The following is a 20,412-nucleotide window of genomic DNA, read 5'->3' on the forward strand; positions in this document are numbered from 1 at the left end:
ATGAAATCTATATTAAAAGTAGCATTCTTACTTTTGCTCCCCTTGATTGCAAAGGCACAGCAAAGCCATCCAGACAGTCTGCGTACAATTTTACAAAACGCAACGACTGACATGGCTCGCTTTAACGCCTCAGTTGACTTCTATTTTTTCTTTATCGAAGCAAATAGAGATTCTGCCTTTTTTTATTCTGAAAAACGTTTGGCTCTTGCAAGAAAGAACAAAATTGCATTGGCTGAAGCAGCTGCACTGGTCAGCAAAGCATATCAGTATAATGCAATAGGTAAATATTCAGATGCATTCCGAAATCTGACAGAAGCACTTCAAATTGTTGAAGATCCCAAAACAGGGGAAGCAGAAGGATGGAAAGTGACCCAATATCCAATACCTGGTAAGAACAAACAAATTGTACAATCAACCATACATCATGTATTGGGTGGTGTATTTCGGAATACGGCTAATTATGAACAGGAAATAATTCAATTGAAGCTTGCTGTCAAAATTGCTGCCCAGATAAACCACCCTGATCGGCAAATGACTGGTAATATGAACCTGGCAAGCGCATATCTAAAAATGGGTCAATTGGATTCGGCATTATATTTTGCAAAGGCTGCACAGCTGTTATCTAATAACCCATTAGCACAAGGGTATATTGGCAACAATTTATTAACCATAGGAGATATTTTTCTGGCCAGGGGGGATAATGAAACTGCAAAGAAAACCTACTATGAAGGATTAAGCTATGCATACAAACATAACAACCAGGCCGATGTAGCAAACCTGAATCATAAACTATTTAGGGTTTACTTAATGGAAGTGAACAAAGACTCTGTACTTTCTTATTCATTAAAAAACCTGCATATTTTAAAATCTGTAGTTGGGGTGGGTTACAGAGAAATTGGGATTGGAGTTGGATATGAAGATCTCAGCCTGGCCTATCAGCTCAACAATATTTATGATAGTGCTTACAAATACCAAGGCCTTGCTTTAGTTAGCAAAGACAGTATGTATAGGGCGGAAATAAAAAATATCGCTGATTTTCAAAAACTTTCATTAGGAGAAGCACTTCGATTGGAAAATTTGGAAAAAGAGAAGATACAAACACAATCAAAAATCAGAACATATGGGTTTCTTGCCATGCTTTGTGTTCTTTCGATCGTTGGTTTTATTCTTTACCGCAATAACCGCCAAAAGCAAAAGGCAAATGGGATTTTACAAGAGCAAAAAGAGAAAGTAGAAAGTACTTTACATGAGTTAAAATCCACCCAAGCCCAACTCATCCAATCAGAGAAGATGGCATCGCTTGGAGAACTCACAGCGGGCATCGCCCATGAGATTCAGAATCCGCTGAATTTTGTGAATAATTTTTCGGAGGTAAGTGCGGAGCTTTTGGAGGAGATTGAAGAAGAAAGAGCCAAGAGCCGAGAAACGAGAGACGAGACTTTGGTCAGTGAAATCCTTGGGGATATCAAGCAGAACTTAGAGAAGATCAACCACCACGGCAAGCGGGCAGATGCGATCGTGAAAGGGATGTTGGAACACAGTAGGACAAGTTCGGGGGAGAAGGTGTTGACGGATCTCAATGCTTTGGCAGATGATTTCCTTCGGTTGACCTACCAATCATTTTTAGCAAAAAATCCCAATTTCAAAGTTGAGTTACAGACAAACCTGGATCCTGATATTCCGAAGATTTCGGTCATCCCACAGGATATCGGCAAGGTTCTCCTCAACTTGTACAGCAATGCATTTTATGCGGTAAATGAAAGGTCCAAACCAGATCCAGACTTCCAGCCTTTGGTGCAATTGACTACTCGAAATCTTGGCGGGAAAATCGAAGTTGGTGTAAAAGACAACGGTCCAGGTATCCCCGACGCCATCAAATCCAAAATCTTTCAGCCTTTCTTCACCACTAAACCAACAGGACAAGGAACTGGTTTAGGCTTGAGTTTGAGCTATGATATTGTGAAGGCGCATGGGGGGGAGATAAGGGTGGAAAGCCAAGCAGGAACAGGAACAGATTTTATAATCTATTTACCGATGTCGAATCAATGACTATGAAATCATTTATATCTATATTAATTATTTTATTGTTGACTGGACATTCCCAAGCACAGCAATTTCCCTATTGGGAAATCTGGAATAAAACCCAGGTGGATAGCCTTCGATCTTTATGGAATTACACATCAAACGACACCATCCGATTAGGCACCGCCAGGAGCTTGTGCGCCTATTATACCGAAATCAAACTTGACAGCGCGCTGTATTTTGCGAAGGAAGAACTGAATTTGGCCAGGAAATTAAAGCAACCACTTTGGGAAGCGGACGCACTTGATATGATGGCGTATGTGCTTTCCAATCTCAAAGACTACCCGGGATCTCTGCAGGCATTTCTCAGCGCCATGAAAATTGCGAAAGATAGAAAATCGGAAAACGATATTTGGCAAATATCAAGATTTACAACAAAAAATGATCCTGCAATGGCTCGTCTGACCGTATTGGCTTTCTGTCACCTGGATTTAGGCCGGTTGTACGGTTATACCGGCAACATAGAACAACATAATTACCATCTTTTTGAATCGTTAAAACTTGCACAACAGGTAAACGATCCTTCCATTTTATCCAATATCTATTCGAATCTGGGCACAAGTTTCGCCCTTCAAAATAAATTGGATTCAGCCCTCTTTTTTCTGGATAAATCGATGGGTTACTATGAGATTTCTGGGTTCAATACATATAAAGGTGGTACAATGTCCACTATCGGTATGGTCCATGCAAAAAAGGGAAATTATATCCAGGCAAAACAGTATCTAATCCAAGCTATTCAGGTAAGTCGGAATGCAGACAATATCACCGATCTATCCAGGTCTTATTTGCGTTTAAGTGACTTTTTCAATGAGGTAGAAGTCAAGGATTCAAGCCTATGGTATGCATACAAGGCGCTCGAATCCGCTCAGTTGGCCAGATCCCCAGACGTGGTTTTACCAGCGTATGCGGCGCTCGCCTACAGCCACAAATTGTTGAACAATATAGATAGCGCCTATTACTATCAAGGGCTTTCGGTCGCGCTCAAAGACAGTATCAATAGTCTGGAGAGGATCAATCAATTTCAAAATATTGGATTCAGCGAGAAAGTGCAGGAGCAGGAACTGGAAAAGGAGAGGTTAGCGTACCAGGGCAGAATCAGGACAAACTCCCTGGCAGGCGGACTTCTAACATTGACCATCATCGCATTTTTGCTATATCGGAACAACCGGCAAAAACTAAAGGCCAATACGGTATTACGCAAAACACTGGATGACCTGGCCGCCACCCAAGCACAACTTATCCAATCCGAAAAAATGGCATCGCTGGGTGAGCTGACGGCAGGCATTGCCCATGAGATACAGAATCCGCTGAACTTTGTGAATAATTTTTCGGAAGTCAGTACGGAACTGTTGGATGAAATGAATGAAGAGCTCGATAAAGGAGATATTGAAGAGGCTAAGTTTATTTCAAAGGATATCAAGGAAAACCTAATTAAGATCAACCACCACGGCAAACGGGCGGATGCGATCGTAAAAGGAATGCTTGAGCATTCTAAAAGAGGCTCCGGACAGAGAGAACCTACCGATCTCAATGCCTTGGCTGATGAATTTCTTAGGCTGAGTTACCAATCATTTTTGGCAAAAGATCCCAATTTCAAAGTTGAGTTGCAGACAAACCTGGATTCTGATCTTCCGAAGATTTCGGTCATCCCACAGGATATCGGCAAGGTTCTCCTCAACTTGTACAGCAATGCATTTTATGCGGTAAATGAAAGGTCCAAACAAGATCCAGACTTCAAGCCTTTGGTGCAATTGACTACTCGAAATCTTGGAGGCAAAATCGAAGTAGGTGTAAAAGACAACGGTCCCGGCATCCCCGACTCCATCAAAGACAAAATTTTCCAACCCTTCTTCACTACCAAGCCCACCGGGCAGGGTACAGGATTGGGATTATCCTTATCTTATGATATTGTGAAAGCGCATGGTGGGGAGTTGAGGGTGGAGACAGAAATAAAGGAAGGTTCTAAATTTATAATAATCCTACCTATATGAGAAGCGGCTTCCTTAGGATTTCCTCAACCTTCCTCCTGTTATTTTATTCAATAATATTGAATGGACAACAAAATGATGTAGCTGGACTGGTTGCTGAACTAAATAATTACAATTCAGATACCTCAAAAGTTTGGCTTTTGATTAAAATGGGAAATATTTCTTCTCCCGACTCCGCACTAGGATATTTTGAACAAGCCATGCTTCTGGCTGAAAAAATCAATTTCGAAGATGGATTTCAAGAGGCCAAGTTAGCCCTAGCCTATAATCAACGGATTTTGGGAAATTATGAAAGTGCTATAATTAATTTGCTTGAACTGATAAAGCGACAGGAAAATGAAAAAGATACGCTTAAACTTTTTGAACCATATCGTCTTCTGAGATTTTGTTACTCTGACCTTCAGGATACATCAAGTATCCAGTATTATACACAGAAGTTGATTGGATTGTATGAGTCGGGTTTTCTCCAAAGGACCGCTTCAACTGAAAAATTGGCAACGGAGACATATGTGTATCACAATATGAAGGCTTCTTCTTTTGAACATATGGGCGGAAACATAGATTCAGCTATGTTTCATCTTCGGATTATTTATGAAAAGGCGATTGAAGAAGATGAACAAAGTTGGATAGGAATTTCGGCAGGAAGGTTGGCCGATTATGCTTCTCAGGACAGTTCATTTTTTTTAATGAATGAAAGTTATTCAGCCTCGTTGAATGCGGGTAGATTGGACAATGCGGGGCGGATGTTGATTAAACTTTCCAAAGCTCATTTTGCCAATGCTGATTATGATTCATCGATTTTTTATTCAAGGGAGGCACTGTTCCTTTCAAGTGAAACGCAAAATAATATCATCACTTCACAAGCTTATTGGCAACTTTATGAGGTATATAATCATCTTCAAGAACAGGATAGTGCCTATGCTTATTTAATCAATTGGGCCGACATCAATAACACAGTACTTGGGCTTGATAAGATTTATCGAATCCAAGCTATGAATATAAAAGAACGCATCAGAAGTCAGGAAGAGGCACAGGCAGAAATAGAGCGGCAACAGAGGCAGACTGCTAATGCAAAACTTTTCTCTGTACTGGGAGTAGCTCTCTTATTGTTGCTGCTGACAGGGTTCTACTATCGAAATAACCTGCTGAATAAAAAGAAAAATCAACAATTGGCAACTGCGTATAGCAATTTAAAATCCACCCAAGCCCAACTCATTCAATCAGAAAAAATGGCCTCGCTGGGTGAGCTGACGGCAGGCATTGCCCATGAGATACAGAATCCGCTGAACTTTGTGAATAATTTTTCGGAGGTAAGTGCGGAGCTGATGGAAGAATTAAAGGGTGAGAGGTTAAAGGTAAATAGTGAGAGGAATGAATCTGTTGAAGAAGAAATAATCGGTGATGTAATCCAAAACTTGGAAAAGATCAACCACCACGGCAAGCGGGCAGATGCGATTGTGAAGGGGATGCTCGAGCATAGCAGATCAGGATCGGGGGTAAAAGAACTGACCGATGTTAACACCTTGGCCAATGAATACCTTAACCTTACTTACCAAAGCTTCAAATCCAAAAACAAAGAGGTTCATATCGAGCTGATCACAGACCTTGATCCAACAATACCTAAAATTGAATTGGTCCGACCCGATATAGGCAAAGTTTTGCTGAATATTCTCAATAATGCTTTTTATGCCTGCGCCCATTCAGAATTCAGTCCCGATAGCTATCGGGATCATAATTCTGAATTAAAGCCCCAAGTAAAAGTCTCTACAAAGAACATCGGCGACAAAATAGAGATTTCGGTTTCCGACAACGGCCCTGGCATTCCCGACTCCATCAAAGACAAAATCTTCCAACCCTTTTTCACCACCAAACCTACCGGGCAGGGCACAGGATTAGGATTGTCATTAAGCTATGATATTGTAAAAGCGCATGGAGGCGAATTGAAGGTGGAGACGAAGGAAGGAGAAGGAAGTGAATTTATTATTCAGTTGCCATAGGTTTAAATAATCAATATGAAAACAGTTTTAAAAATAGCACTCTTACTTTTCCTCCCGCTCATTGCAAATGCGCAGAAAAGTAAGCCCGACAGCCTTAGAATGGTCTTGGAAAATGCAACCAATGACAAGGAACGGCATAATGCATCGACAGGGTTATATTTTTATTATTTTGAAGGAAACAGAGACTCCGCATTGTTTTATGCTGAAAAGCGGTTCGAACTTGCAAGAAAAAACAACCAAAAATTAGCCGAGGCAGGTGCTTTAATTAGTATTGGTTATCAATTTAGCTCTACCGGAAAATATTCAAAATCATTCCAAAGCCTATTACAGGCACTTAAAATCACTGAAGACCCCAAAAATAAGGAAGTACCTGGGTGGACAGTAACCCAGTATCCATTTTCAGGTGACCAAAGGCTTTGGCTTAATTCTGTTGCCCATACTATTTTAGGTGGATTGATGACTAGTACAGGGAATAATGAACAGGGAATAGTTGCGCATAAAAAGTCACTGAGCATTGCAGAACAAATTAATTCTCTAGACAGGCAGGTAATAGGAAATGCGAACTTAGGAATCATTTATTTCAACGAGAATAAACTTGACTCCGCAATGTATTTTGCAAAAGCCGCTTATTTGATTTTGGAAAATTATGATGGACAACAATTTAGAGGGAATACTTTACTTACGCTTGGTAATATTTATCTAGCAAAAGGAGATAGGGTACAGGCCAGAAGGTATTATTATGAAGGGCTACTTTCAGCTTCAGTTGAAAATAGTCAAAGTATTGTAGCCAATATAAATCATACCCTTGTTGATTTTTTTGTAGGAGAAAATAAAAAAGACTCTGCGTTAATCTATGCTATACAGAATTTAAAAGCAATTGAGTCCTCAGGTGGTATAGCAAACCAAAGTAGTAATATGGGAACTGCCTATGAAGACCTTTATCGAGCTTACAAATTGAGCAATCAAAAAGATAGTGCATACAAATACCTCGAGCTGGCATCTGTAATTTTAGACAGTTTAAATGAAATCAGAATTAAAAATCTGGCTGATTTTCAAAAGCTATCACTTAGTGAGGCGATGCGGTTGGAACAATTGGAAAACGAGAGAATCCAAACTCAGGCAAAAATAAGAACTTATGGAATGCTTGCAGGATTAGCCATTCTTTCGATAATTGGTTTTATCCTTTATCGAAATAATCGTCAAAAACAAAAAGCTAATAAAGTATTAGAGTCAGCTCTGACCAATCTAAAATCCACCCAAGCCCAACTTATCCAATCCGAAAAAATGGCAAGCCTCGGTGAACTCACAGCAGGCATCGCCCATGAGATCCAAAATCCCTTGAATTTTGTGAATAATTTTTCGGAGGTGAGTGCAGAACTAATGGAAGAATTAAAGGGTGAGAGGTTGAAGGTAAAAAGTGAGAGGAGTGAGATAGTAGAAGAGGAAATAATTGGAGATGTTATCCAAAACCTAGAAAAAATAAACTACCACGGGAAGCGGGCGGATGCGATTGTGAAGGGGATGCTAGAGCATAGCAGGTCCGGATCGGGAGCAAGAGAACTGACCGATGTTAACACCTTGGCCAATGAATACCTTAACCTTTCATACCAAAGCTTCAAATCCAAAAATAAAGAAGCCGAAATTACTCTAGTCACCGATTTCGATTCTTCGGTTCCAAAAATGGAATTCGTTAGAGCGGATATTGGAAAGGTGTTGCTGAATATCCTTAATAATGCATTTTATGCCTGTACTGAGCGAAGTCGAAGTGAAGGTGCTGACAAAGCCAAGCTTTCCCAAAGTTCTGAACTTTGGGAAAGTTATAAACCTCAAGTCACCGTCTCCACCAAATCAATCGGCGATAAAATAGAGATTTCCATAAAAGATAACGGCCCCGGTATCCCTGATTCCATCAAAGGCAAAATCTTCCAGCCTTTCTTCACCACCAAACCCACAGGGCAGGGGACAGGATTGGGGTTGTCATTGAGTTATGATATTGTCAAAGCGCACGGGGGGGAGTTGAAAGTGGAAACAAAAGAGGGAGAGGGTTCAGTATTTCAAATTCTCTTGCCTACTAATCACTCTTTAAGTATTCAAAAAGCATGAAATTTTATACAATCCTTTTTCTAACGCTGTTTATCACGGCCTCATCCTATGCCCAACAATCGAAAATTGACAGCCTAAAGAATGCACTTAATACTGCTACCCACGACTCCATCAGGTTAAGGTCAATTACTGACATTTACCAATACTATGAGGGATTTAATTATGACTCCGTACTATTTTATGCGGATAAGGGTTTCTCTCTTGCTCGAAAAAGTAAGCAGTCATTACACGAAGGACGTTTTTTGGTAGTTAAGGCAAACACATTAGTGCAAAAAGGAGAATATGCTGAAGCACTGAAAAATTTATTACAAGCATTCGAAATTTTGCAAAACCCCGATTCCGAAAAATATGCGTTTGGTTTGGGCAAATTAACATCTGCTGAATTTAGATTAGCAAGATTGGATTTTGCCTATCAGACGTATGGGCAATTAATGGAAGAAACAGGAAATACGGAACAGGCCATTTTTCATTATAAAGAAAGTATAAGGATAGCGTCATTAATTAAAGATTATTTTAGAATAGCTAGTGTTTCGTCTTTAATTGCAAGGCAGTATCTTGATGCAAGCCAGCTTGATTCTGTGGAAGTATATGCACAGAAGTCCGTGAAGCTTTTCGAACAGATCAATAGTGGAGGGAAGACATTTCCTATCCTTTACTTGGCCCGTAAGAACTTTAAGGCGAAAAATGACGAATTGGGGAGAGAATACCTCTATAAAGCACTGCAAGTTGCTACTGAATATAAGGCAACTACCAGGCAAATGTTGTTATGGATATATAGCGATTTATCCTCGGTACATCAGAATAATGGGGTTAAAGATTCTTCCCTTTACTATGCCAAAAAAGCATACGAAGTAGGTTCTGAGCCAGGATTGATAAATTCAAAATGGTTTAGGGAAGGAGGCGTTTACGAGGACTTATACAAAGCATATTTACTCAACAATCAACCAGATAGTGTTTTAAAATACCAAGGGCTTACCCTCACTACAATAGATGCGTGGAATAAAGAAAAATACAAGAACCTGGCCACCTTTCAGAGTGCGTTACTCAGCGAAGCCACTCGTTTGCGGGAATTGGAAAAGCAGCAAATTGAAACACAATCAAAAATCAGGACCTACAGTTTTCTCGCAGTACTTGCTGTTCTTTCCATCATCGGTTTTATTCTTTACCGCAATATTCGGCAAAAACGAAAAGCGAATCTTGTTTTACAGGAACAGAAAGATAAAGTTGAAAGTACTTTACATGAATTAAAATCCACCCAAGCACAACTCATCCAATCCGAAAAGATGGCCTCCCTCGGAGAGCTCACTGCAGGCATTGCCCATGAGATACAGAATCCGCTGAATTTTGTGAATAACTTTTCGGAAGTCAGTAGCGAACTATTAGATGAAATGAATGAAGAGCTGGATAAAGGAGATATTGAAGAGGCTAAATTTATCTCAAAAGATATCAAACAAAACCTTGAAAAAATCAACCACCACGGGAAGCGGGCGGATGCGATTGTGAAGGGGATGTTGGAGCATAGCAGATCTGGATCGGGAGCCAGAGAACTGACCGATGTTAACACCTTGGCCAATGAATACCTTAACCTTACTTACCAAAGCTTCAAATCCAAAAACAAAGAGGTTCATATCGAGCTTACCACAGACCTTGATCCATCACTTCCCAAAATAGAATTGGTCCGACCCGATATCGGCAAGGTATTGTTGAATATTCTCAATAATGCATTTTATGCCTGCGCCCATTCAGAATTCTTTCCCGATAGCTATCGGGATCATAATTCTGAATTAAGGCCCCTAGTAAAAGTCTCCACCAAAAACCTCGGTGACAAAATCCAGATCTCCATAAGCGACAACGGTCCCGGCATTCCTGATTCCATCAAAGACAAAATCTTCCAACCCTTTTTCACCACCAAACCTACCGGGCAGGGCACAGGATTGGGATTGTCATTAAGCTATGATATTGTGAAGGCGCATGGGGGAGAGTTAAAAGTGGAGACGAAAGAGGGCGAGGGATCAGCATTTATTATAACCCTATTCAATCATACAGTATGAAAAACTTAATTACTTCATTATTTTTTATGGGGTTTGCATTTTCCTTAAATGCACAAAATCCTTTGGCTCGGTATAGGGTTGAACAAATTGATGCCAGGCAGGGATTGACTTCTGATTTCATATTTAATACTTTTCAGGCTAGAGATGGCTTTTTGTGGATGAGTAGTTATGTGGGTTTTATCCGCTATGACGGGAAAAAATTTGAAACCTTTAATACTAAAAATACACCACAGATTAAGGCGGACAATAGTAATGGCCTTTTTACAGAAACTTCCGATAGCACCATGTGGTTTCCTACCGCTAGCAGTGGGTTGCTCTCCTTTAAAAATGGCATATTCAAAACTTATTTAGAAGAAAACTCGAACCTATTTTACAGGGGTAGAACGGCAGATGGAGATTTGATAATTTCGCAAGCAGGACCCGACACAAGCAATTCTCTGATCATCTTTAATCCAACCACCCATCAATACAAAGAAGTACCTCGGGAAGACTTTTTAAAATACTGGGCAACACGCGGCAATCTTAAAGATACCAGCTTGGTTCGTTGGACTGTGCGCGATGGCGTGATTCATTACAATGATCCTAACCGTGGTTTGCTGGCATTCGGATCTAATGCTGGCATTACCGAAGACATGACTTTCGCCAATTTTTTCAGGGATAGTAAGAATAGAACTTGGATTACTACGGAATACGGACTTTATACCTGGAACGGCCAAACGATTATTCCCTATAAAGGTATGAAATGGGTTCGCATTGTTCAAAGCAACCCCTCATTTGGACATATTGCCGAGGATAGCAAAGGAGGAATCTGGCTTTCTACAGGAAATGGCGTAGCTTATTTGCCGCCTGGCGAAGATCAATTCTATGCCTTCCCCCCTTCCAATTTGAATATTCAGACCTTGAATAATATCAATATTGACAAGGAAGACAATATCTGGTTGGCCACAGACAGGGGCTTATTTAAAATATCCCAAACCAGCCTGATCAACTATGCGGAAACAGAAGGCATTGAAAATAATCGTGTGAGTGCCGTGAGCCAAACAGGAGCGAACCAATTTTTGGTAGCAGGCACCAACAATAAGTTATATCAATTGGATAATGGTGTTATAAAACCTTTTCCCCTTCGTCAAAAAAACATTTTAGACCAGACAAGAAACATCTTGTATATATATAATGATAAGGAAAATACCCAATGGGTTTGTACGGATGGGGCAATTTTTAAATTCAATAGCAAGGAAGAAAAAAAGATTCCGGTAGATGGACAAGTACGCTATGCTTATGAGGGCATAGATGGAAGATTATATTTTGCAGTTGCTTTTCAGGGCATAGGGTTTATTAACAATGGCGGCCAATTTGAATATTTAAAATTCCCGGGTTTTGATTTTGGGGATATTTACATGAGTGAATTTTTCCAGCAACCTGATGGTACCTGGGTTATTAGCACTTATAGATCTGGAATTCATTATATCTACCCCGATGGTAAAATAGTACAACAGGAAGTGTTTGACGATGTCAAAGGCATTCAGGTATTTGATATGTATCAGGAAGATGAGCAAACCCTTTGGGTGGCATCCGGTAAAGGTTTAGTAAGGATCAAGGGAAATAAAAAACAATCTATTGGCGCCGAAGCAGGGTTAGAAGAATTGTCTTTGTTTAAAATTTTACCTGACCAAGAGGGATATTGGTGGCTTCCTTCGAACATGGGCATAATCCGGGTAAAAAAGGCGGAGCTCGATGCTTATTTAGATAATCCTGTTACTGCTAAAATCAATTGGCGCATTTTTGATGAAGGCGATGGAATGTACAACCGACAATGTGTGGGGGCACGCCATTCAATGGTTGCTAGCGATGGCAGAATCATGGTGTTGGGCATCGGGGGGTTGGTAGAAATTGATCCAAAGAAAATCTCCCGCAACGACATCCCTCCACAATTAAGCATCCCACTATTATTGGTAGATGACAAGGTATATCCTTTGGGTATGGAACACAAAATTCCGCCGGGCAACCACCGCTATATTTTTGACTACAGCATATTGAGTTTTACCGCTCCTGAAAAGAACAGCAGCAAATTTCGCCTTGTAGGCTACGACGAGAATTGGATTGTTGCGAAGGGTGATCAAAGGGCATTTTATACGGGCCTGGAACCTGGAAAATATCGTTTTGAAGTACTGGGTAGCAACAACGATGGGGTTTGGGCCACTTTACCGGCGGTTTATCTGTTTGAAGTAGAACCAATGTATTACCAAACCTATTGGTTTAAAGCGTTGATAATATTGGCTTTTCTTGCAGGTATTTGGGCTTTTATCAGGTGGCGTACCAAAGCTTCAAGAGCAGCCAACTTTAAACTGGAAATGCAGGTTTCCGCGAGAACAGCAGAATTACGAGCCTCACTGGATAAGCTTACTTCTACGCAAAAGCAACTCATCCAAGCGGAGAAAATGGCCTCGCTGGGTGAACTCACTGCCGGCATTGCCCATGAGATCCAGAATCCGCTGAATTTTGTGAATAATTTTTCGGAGGTAAGTGCCGAGTTAGTGGATGAGATGAAAGAAGAGTTAGCAGTAGGCAATAGTCAGTTGGCAGTTGAGATTGCAGAAGATATCAAGCAAAACTTAGAAAAGATAAACCATCACGGCAAGCGGGCTGATGCCATCGTCAAAGGAATGCTCGAGCATAGCCGTGCAGGCAAGGGAGAAAAAGCGCCGACGGATATCAATGCCTTGGCTGATGAATACCTGCGTCTTTCTTATCATGGATTGAGGGCGAAGGACAAAAGCTTCACAGCTGACTTTGCCACAGACTTTGATCCCAACCTGCCAAAGGTTAATGTGGTGGCATCTGACATTGGGAGGGTTTTATTGAACCTGATCAACAATGCTTTTTATGCTTGCAGCCAATCCTCCAAGGGTTCCAAACCTTTGGAGGATTTCAAACCATTAGTAATCATCAGTACCAAAATATCAGGTCAAAACATCGAAATTAAAGTTTCCGACAACGGTCCCGGCATCCCCGACTCCATTAAAGACAAAATCTTCCAGCCTTTCTTCACCACCAAACCAACCGGACAAGGAACAGGATTGGGATTGAGTTTGAGTTATGATATAGTGAAAGCTCACGGCGGAGAGTTGAAAGTAGAAAGCCCGACTGCAGTTCAGGAAGGTGAATCTAGTATGGGAACATGTTTTACCATTTCCCTTCCTAAAACCGCTCAAATATGAAAAAGACTTCCATTTTACTTCTAGTGATCTTTTGTTTATTCAAATCAGGTGAAGTGTCAAGTCAGAATCCATTTCGTCAACTGAAAGTGGAAAGTTGGGACACGAAAAATGGATTGCCAAACGACCTGATCTTAAACGTTTATCAAACCAAAGATGGCTTTATCTGGACGGCAGGATATACTGGACTTACTCGTTTTGATGGGGTAAGTTTTACTTCTTACAATTCCAGATCAGTACCTCTGTTTAAAACTGATAACATTCAATCGCTTTTATATGAAACCAACGACAGCACGCTTTGGATTCCAACCCCAAGCAGTGGATTATTGTCATTTAAAAACGGGGTATTCAATGCTTACCTAACCGATTCGACTTCCATTAACTTTTTGGGGACAACAGACAGAGAGGAACTGCTGCTTCAAATAGGAACGCGAACCCAAAGTTTTGTATTGTTTGATACGAATTTAAAAACTAGTAAGTCCATTACTTACTCGCAGGGTCGTGAATTATTCAAAGAAGGAAAAATATCAAATAAATACCGCAGATTAAAAGATCAGTCAGGTAATCTGTGGACTTATACTGATGCATCATTCTTTAGCTACAAGGATGGAAAGATGAATAAAATTACCCCAAAGGAGGGGGGCTTTCCCGAGCGACAATACTTCCTAAGTTGTGTCGACAGTAAAAATCGATTCTGGTTAACTTCCAACAAGGGCCTATTTCTTTGGGATGGACAAGCATTTAAACCCTATCCAGGAATGGAGGATATTCTTTTTGGCGGAAGTGGAGCTGCCTCAACCGGATCAATCCTAGAAGACAGCAAGGGTAATATCTGGTTGGCAACAACTTCCGGACTGGCCTATCTTGACGCCCAATCGGACCGGTTTGTATTTTTTCCTAAAAGTGAAAGCCTGCTTTCACAGCCCATATTCAACATATTGGAGGACAAAGAGGGAAATATATGGGTATCATCAGCCAATGGTTTGATAAAACTCAGCCAAAGTAAATTCATTAATTATTCCGAACTGGATGGGCTGAATAATAACCGAATTTCAGCGGTATGCGCACTGGATAACCATCGCTATCTTGTGGCAACATCACGTAAGTTATTTCTGATAGAAGATGGTGTGGTCAAACCCTACCCATTTAAAAACAAGAATCTCACCAATTTCAGGGGAGATATAACCCACATATTCAAAGATTCAAGCGATAATATTTGGATATGTTTCGCAGCAGGAAACATTATCAGAATATCAAAATCAGGTGAAAAGCTATTTTCGAATGGAGGTGCAGTACAGGCAAGGTATGTGTTTGAAGACGATAACCGCCAAGTCTGGTTTGGGCTTGCGTTTGGTGGGATTGGCTTTTTAAATAATGAGGATCAAATTGAATTGTTGAGTTTTCCGAAAATCGACTTCAAATCCTTACACATCAGCTCTATTCGCAAGTTGCGAAATGGAAACTGGCTGTTAACGTCTTTTAATAAGGGTATTCTGATTATCGATCAGGCGGGGAATCCTGCTTATTTTGATGATAAGTCTGGGCTGCAATCTATTGGCGTTTTTTCTAGTGTTGAAGACCCCGATGGAACCGTTTGGCTAACTACGCAGGCAGGTATAGTCCGCTATAAAAATGGGGAATTTGGCAAGATTGATTTCACATCAGGCTTGCCTGAAAATTCGATCTTTGGATTTTTACCCGACCAAAAGGGTTATGTCTGGTTCCCATCAAACCGCGGATTGATTCGTGCAAAAAAACAGGAACTGAACGATTATCTGGACAAAAAAATCGACAAAATCGAATGGCAATTGTACGATGACGGAGACGGTATGTTAAACAGGCAAGCTGTTGGTGCAAGGCATCCCGCCGTTACACCTGATGGCCGGTTATTGTTTGTCACTTTTGGAGGATTAGTTGAAGTGGATCCAGATCAGTTAAAGAAAAACTTAATTCCTCCTTCTGTAATAATTCACAATGTTCAATTTGATGGTAAAGACATCGGATTGGCCCAAGCCAATACGTTCAAACCCGGTAATCACCGCTATATTTTCGAATATAGTGGGTTGAGTTTCGTCTCCCCGGAGAAAGTAAAATTCAAATTCAAATTAGTCGGTTACGATAAGGACTGGATTTCAGCTGTTGGCGACCGAAAAGCTTTTTACACCAATATTCCTTCCGGCAGCTATACTTTTCAGGTGATTGCCAGCAACAACGACGGAATATGGAATGATACAGGAGCCACTTATTCGTTTACAATTGAACCATTTTTTCACGAAACAGCGTGGTTCAGGATACTTACGCTAATCATTCTCTCATTATTGATTTGGCTGATTGTAAAATGGAGAACAAGTGCCGCCAGAAAACAAAACGAGCTTTTGGAAATCGAAGTGGCTTCAAGAACAAGCGATCTGAATAAAGCAAATTTCGAGCTCAATCAATCGCTGGAAAATCTGAAATCCACCCAAGCCCAACTCATCCAATCAGAAAAAATGGCTTCCCTTGGAGAGCTCACTGCCGGCATTGCCCATGAGATTCAGAATCCATTGAATTTTGTGAATAATTTTTCGGAGGTAAGTGCGGAGTTGGTTGATGAGATTCAAGACATAAGACGCAAGACACAAGACAAGGCAAGATCGAGTGAAGAGGATGAGATTCTGGAGGATATTAAGCAAAACTTAGAAAAGATCAACCACCACGGCAAGCGGGCAGATGCGATAGTAAAAGGAATGCTGGAGCATAGCCGTGCAGGCAAGGGAGAAAAAGCGCCGACGGACATTAATGCCTTGGCTGATGAATACCTGCGTCTTTCTTATCATGGATTGAGGGCGAAGGACAAAAGCTTCACGGCTGACTTTGCCACAGACTTTGATCCCAACCTGCCAAAGGTTAATGTGGTGGCATCTGACATTGGGAGGGTTTTATTGAACCTGATCAACAATGCTTTTTACGCTTGTGGTAATTCAGAATTCAGAATTAATAATTCTGAATTAAAGCCCCAAGTAAAAGTCTCTACAAAGAACATCGGCAACAAAATAGAAATAAAAGTTTCCGACAACGGCCCCGGCATCCCATCCTCCATCAAAGACAAAATTTTTCAGCCCTTCTTCACCACCAAGCCAACAGGGCAGGGGACAGGATTGGGATTATCACTATCTTATGATATTGTGAAGGCGCATGGAGGGGAGTTGAAAGTGGAAACAAAAGAAGGAGAAGGGTCAACATTTATTATACAAATACCAACGGCATGAAAATAAAATCTGTAATGCAAGTAAGTAATTTAAAATTTCTCTTGCCGTTGCTCCTATTAGCAGCCTGCAACAGCACCCCCAAAGATGATGGTACTGCACCACCATCGCTCTACACTCCACCCAAAAGTTGGGAAGCCAACCCCAAGGGTGGTTACAAAGTAAATATGATAACAGGCAGACCAGTAGAACCGGTCACTACTAAAGATGGTAAACCCGTTATTACAGGAACACCCATACCTGCCATTGGCAAAAGAATACACCCGGATAGTATTGCAAAGCCAAAACTGATACCGATTACACCCATCCGCAGTGAAATTAAAACGATGAATAATAGGTATCCTCTACCCCAAAACTTGCAGAAAATAGCAGTGGATGAAAGTAAACTCATTAAACACAATGCAGCCAACAGCCCACAAGGATATATATTTAAAAACCAGTTTGGCGATACTATACCAACGGGTAAACCCATAGCTGCCAAAGGCAAAACCGGAAAGGGAGTTTCTCCTAAAATTAACCCTGCCTTGCCACTGGCTATTAAAAAGGATATATTGTTCGATATACAGTACTTAAATGTTGACCAGGGCCTGCAATGGCAATGGGTTTTTTCAGTGTTTGAAGATAAAGATGGTTATTTTTGGTTTGGCACCGATGGCGGTGGTGTGAGCCGATATGATGGAAAATCCTTCGTTGTTTATAGAGTTGCAAATGGACTTGTAGACGGTAGTGTGAATGCCATTTTTCAGGACAGTAAACACCATTTCTGGTTTGGTACTAAAGGTGGTGTAAGCCGGTTTGATGGGAAGACTTTTGTAAACTTTACAACAGCCGAAGGGCTTGCTGGAAATAATGTGAGTAAAATTTATGAAGACAAGTCCGGTAATCTCTGGTTCGCAACCAATGGCGGGGTTAGCAAATATAAACCGTCAAAAGATGCTAGTACGGGAACCTTTATTAATTACACCACCAATGAGGGGTTATCTAATAATGATGTTTCATCTGTTCTGGAAGACGAAAACGGCCATCTTTGGTTCACCACAGTTACAGGTGGCGTAAACAAATTTGATGGTAAAAATTTCATTCATTTTACTTCAAAAGAAGGCCTTGCAAGCGATTCGGTAAGCTATATAATGGAAGATAAGGTCGGGCATCTGTGGTTTGCCACCACGGGCGGAGTAAGTAAATTTGATGGTAACAGCTTTATTAATTTTCCTATTCAGCTATTCACATCCAATGGGCGTTCCGATAATGAAATCAGGTCGATTCTAGAAGACAAGTATGGCCATATCTGGTTTGGCACAAGCGGGAGTGGCGTGAGCCTATATGATGGTAAAAACTTTATTCATATTACCGAAGATGAAGGGCTATCGTATAATGGCTCCTATCGCAGTAGCTTAATAGAGGACAGGTCTGGTCATCTCTGGATTGGTACATCTGGAGGCGGAGTGAACCGGATTAGCACAAAATCTTTTTTACGGTTTACCAAAGCACAAGGGCTTTCCGATAATTTTATCTGGAATGTTTTGGAGGACAGAAAAGGCAATTTGTGGTTTGGAACAAATACCGGAATTAATGTTTACGATGGAAAAAGCATTATTCATTTTCCACTTCCTCGCTTTACTCATGCCTCTTTTAAAGACAAATCAGGAAATCTATGGTTTTCTGGGAGGGGGCTAAACAAATATGATGGCCAGTCTTTTCTTCATTTTGGCCTTATTTCAGGGTTTGCCAACGGTGGTCTGCGATCAATTTTGGAAGACAGCAGAGGTCATCTCTGGTTAGGCGGCAGCAGTCTTATGCGTTTTGAGCCATCAGCAGACGGCAAGTCGGGGGCCTATTTTCTTTTTACCGAAGCCGAGGGTTTCTACGGTGGTAGTACATCAGCCATGCTGGAAGATAAATCCGGTAATCTATGGTTTAAATACCGTAATGGGGTAACGAAATATACACCAACCAAAGACGGCCAATCAGGTGTTTTTGTTCATTTTTCAGCAGCCGAAGGTCTGGGAATTGGTATTTCTAAAATATTGCAAGATAAGAATGGAGATCTCTGGATTGCAACAAGTAGTAACGGGCTTATCAGGTTTCAACAATCCAAAGAAGGCCATTCGGGAACCTTCACACATTTTACCACAGATCAGGGACTGCCCACTAACAATCTTTACTCCATTTTTGAAGATAAGTCGGGTAATCTATGGATTGGAACAACTAATGGTTTGAGCAAATACGATGGCAAAACCTTTCTAAATTTTACCACAGCCGAAGGGCTATCCGGTAATCAGGTTTTTAAAGTGGTGGAAGACAGGGCTGGAAATATTTGGGTTCCTACGTATGGTGGTGGCGTAAGCAAGTTGGAAAAAGATGTTTACCAACCTTCGCAACAACCACCGGTGGTAAGCATGCGGCAGTTGTACATTAACGAAGTAGTTCCAGATTACCGCAATCCATCAGACAGTACACATCAAAAAATAATGTTTGATGGTGTTCAGGCTTACGAGAATTATCCCATCAACGCAAGGATACCTTCCCATCAAAATCACTTAAGTTTTCAATACTCGGCCATTGATTGGGGAGCTCCCACTAAAATTAAATACAGTTTTCGTTTGCTCGGTTTGAATGATAAATGGAGCAAAGCTACCACAGAAACGATGGCGGATTATCGCAACCTGCCCAATGGAAAATTTATTTTCCAGGTAAGGGCCATTGGCGAAAGCGGTGAATGGAGCAAATCTTTTGATTATGCGTTTACCGTTTTGCCTCCTTGGTGGCTCACCTGGTGGGCTTATACCATTTACGCATTACTATTTTTGGCATCATTAAGAATGTTCAGTCTTTGGAGAGAAAGAAGATTGCGAATGGAAAAAGTACAACTCCAACATAAAGTAGAAGAAAGAACCAGTGAGCTGAGAAAAAAATCAGAAGAACTCACACATTCATTGGAAGATTTGAAATCCACCCAATCCCAACTCATCCAATCAGAAAAAATGGCCAGCCTAGGCGAACTCACCGCCGGCATCGCCCATGAGATACAAAACCCGTTAAACTTCGTCAATAATTTTTCTGAGTTGAGTACCGAATTGGTCACTGAGTTGAAGACAGAGATTGACAAAGGAAATACTGTAGATGCTAAGGTGATTGCCAACGATCTAACGCAAAATCTTGAAAAGATAAATCATCATGGTAAACGCGCTGCTGACATTGTAAAAGGCATGTTACAACACAGCAGTAGTGGGAGCGGTAAAAAAGAACCAACTAATATCAATGCATTAGCGGATGAATATTTACGACTGGCCTATCATGGTTTAAGAGCAAAAGACAAATCATTCAATGCCACCATGAAAACAGAGTTTGATGAAAGCATTGGCAACATCAATATCATTCCGCAGGATATTGGAAGAGTAATACTCAATTTAATTACCAACGCTTTTTATGTGGTGAACGAAAAGAGCAAGCAAAACATTGCCGGATACGAACCCACGGTTTCTGTTTCGACTAAGAAAGACGGCAAAAAAGTTTTGATTTCTGTAAAAGACAATGGCAACGGCATTCCTCAAAAAATATTAGATAAAATATTTCAACCCTTCTTCACCACCAAACCAACAGGGCAGGGGACAGGATTGGGTTTGAGTTTAAGCTATGATATTGTCAAAGCGCATGGAGGGGAGTTGAAGGTGGAAACAAAAGAAGGAGAAGGATCAACATTTATTATACACATGCCGACAACCTAAATA

8 protein-coding genes are annotated in these 20,412 nt (G+C 40.9%); all 8 read left to right on the plus strand.

The window, feature by feature from the left end; all coding sequences use genetic code 11:
- From MMU05_RS17530 to MMU05_RS23115, 8 genes are read left to right on the plus strand one after another with little or no spacing between them, the layout of a single operon-like run.
- Positions 1-2,049 carry a tetratricopeptide repeat-containing sensor histidine kinase gene (locus MMU05_RS17530; protein WP_241142978.1) on the plus strand — a complete coding sequence of 683 codons (2,049 nt, stop codon included), beginning with the start codon at positions 1-3 and terminating at the stop codon, positions 2,047-2,049.
- A 2-nt stretch (positions 2,050-2,051) separates the two neighbouring features.
- A complete protein-coding gene (locus MMU05_RS17535) occupies positions 2,052-4,073 on the plus strand; it encodes an ATP-binding protein (RefSeq protein WP_241142979.1) in 2,022 nt (673 codons plus the stop codon).
- Entirely contained in the window at positions 4,070-6,067 is a 1,998-nt protein-coding gene (locus MMU05_RS17540; protein ID WP_241142980.1) for a sensor histidine kinase, read from the plus strand. Before MMU05_RS17535 ends, MMU05_RS17540 begins: the two co-directional genes overlap by 4 nt.
- A gap of 15 nt (positions 6,068-6,082) precedes the next feature.
- On the plus strand, positions 6,083-8,170 hold the full coding sequence (locus MMU05_RS17545) for an ATP-binding protein (protein WP_241142981.1): 2,088 nt from the start codon (positions 6,083-6,085) through the stop codon (positions 8,168-8,170).
- A complete protein-coding gene (locus tag MMU05_RS17550; protein WP_241142982.1) occupies positions 8,167-10,221 on the plus strand; it encodes a tetratricopeptide repeat-containing sensor histidine kinase in 2,055 nt (684 codons plus the stop codon). Before MMU05_RS17545 ends, MMU05_RS17550 begins: the two co-directional genes overlap by 4 nt.
- Complete coding sequence (locus tag MMU05_RS23110; protein ID WP_336246965.1) at positions 10,218-13,439, plus strand: sensor histidine kinase; 3,222 nt, start codon at positions 10,218-10,220, stop codon at positions 13,437-13,439. Before MMU05_RS17550 ends, MMU05_RS23110 begins: the two co-directional genes overlap by 4 nt.
- A complete protein-coding gene (locus MMU05_RS17565; RefSeq protein ID WP_241142983.1) occupies positions 13,436-16,684 on the plus strand; it encodes a sensor histidine kinase in 3,249 nt (1,082 codons plus the stop codon). The genes MMU05_RS23110 and MMU05_RS17565 overlap by 4 nt, the downstream gene beginning before the upstream one ends.
- The gene (locus MMU05_RS23115; protein ID WP_336246966.1) at positions 16,681-20,409 is read left to right on the plus strand and encodes a ligand-binding sensor domain-containing protein; all 3,729 of its coding nucleotides are present in this window, start codon (positions 16,681-16,683) and stop codon (positions 20,407-20,409) included. Before MMU05_RS17565 ends, MMU05_RS23115 begins: the two co-directional genes overlap by 4 nt.
- Positions 20,410-20,412 lie beyond the last annotated feature (3 nt).

Origin of the sequence: Cognataquiflexum rubidum (genome assembly GCF_022538115.1) — a bacterium.
GTDB classification, from domain to species: Bacteria; Bacteroidota; Bacteroidia; order Cytophagales; family Cyclobacteriaceae; genus Cognataquiflexum; species Cognataquiflexum rubidum.

Excerpts from the sequence above, each read along its gene's own strand:
- MMU05_RS17545 (WP_241142981.1), top strand. The coding sequence starts at position 6,083 with ATGAAAACAGTTTTAAAAATAGCACTCTTACTTTTCCTCCCGCTCATT.
- MMU05_RS17535 (WP_241142979.1), top strand. The coding sequence starts at position 2,052 with ATGAAATCATTTATATCTATATTAATTATTTTATTGTTGACTGGACAT.
- MMU05_RS17540 (WP_241142980.1), top strand. The coding sequence starts at position 4,070 with ATGAGAAGCGGCTTCCTTAGGATTTCCTCAACCTTCCTCCTGTTATTT.
- MMU05_RS17530 (WP_241142978.1), top strand. The coding sequence starts at position 1 with ATGAAATCTATATTAAAAGTAGCATTCTTACTTTTGCTCCCCTTGATT.
- MMU05_RS23115 (WP_336246966.1), top strand. The coding sequence starts at position 16,681 with ATGAAAATAAAATCTGTAATGCAAGTAAGTAATTTAAAATTTCTCTTG.
- MMU05_RS17565 (WP_241142983.1), top strand. The coding sequence starts at position 13,436 with ATGAAAAAGACTTCCATTTTACTTCTAGTGATCTTTTGTTTATTCAAA.
- MMU05_RS23110 (WP_336246965.1), top strand. The coding sequence starts at position 10,218 with ATGAAAAACTTAATTACTTCATTATTTTTTATGGGGTTTGCATTTTCC.
- MMU05_RS17550 (WP_241142982.1), top strand. The coding sequence starts at position 8,167 with ATGAAATTTTATACAATCCTTTTTCTAACGCTGTTTATCACGGCCTCA.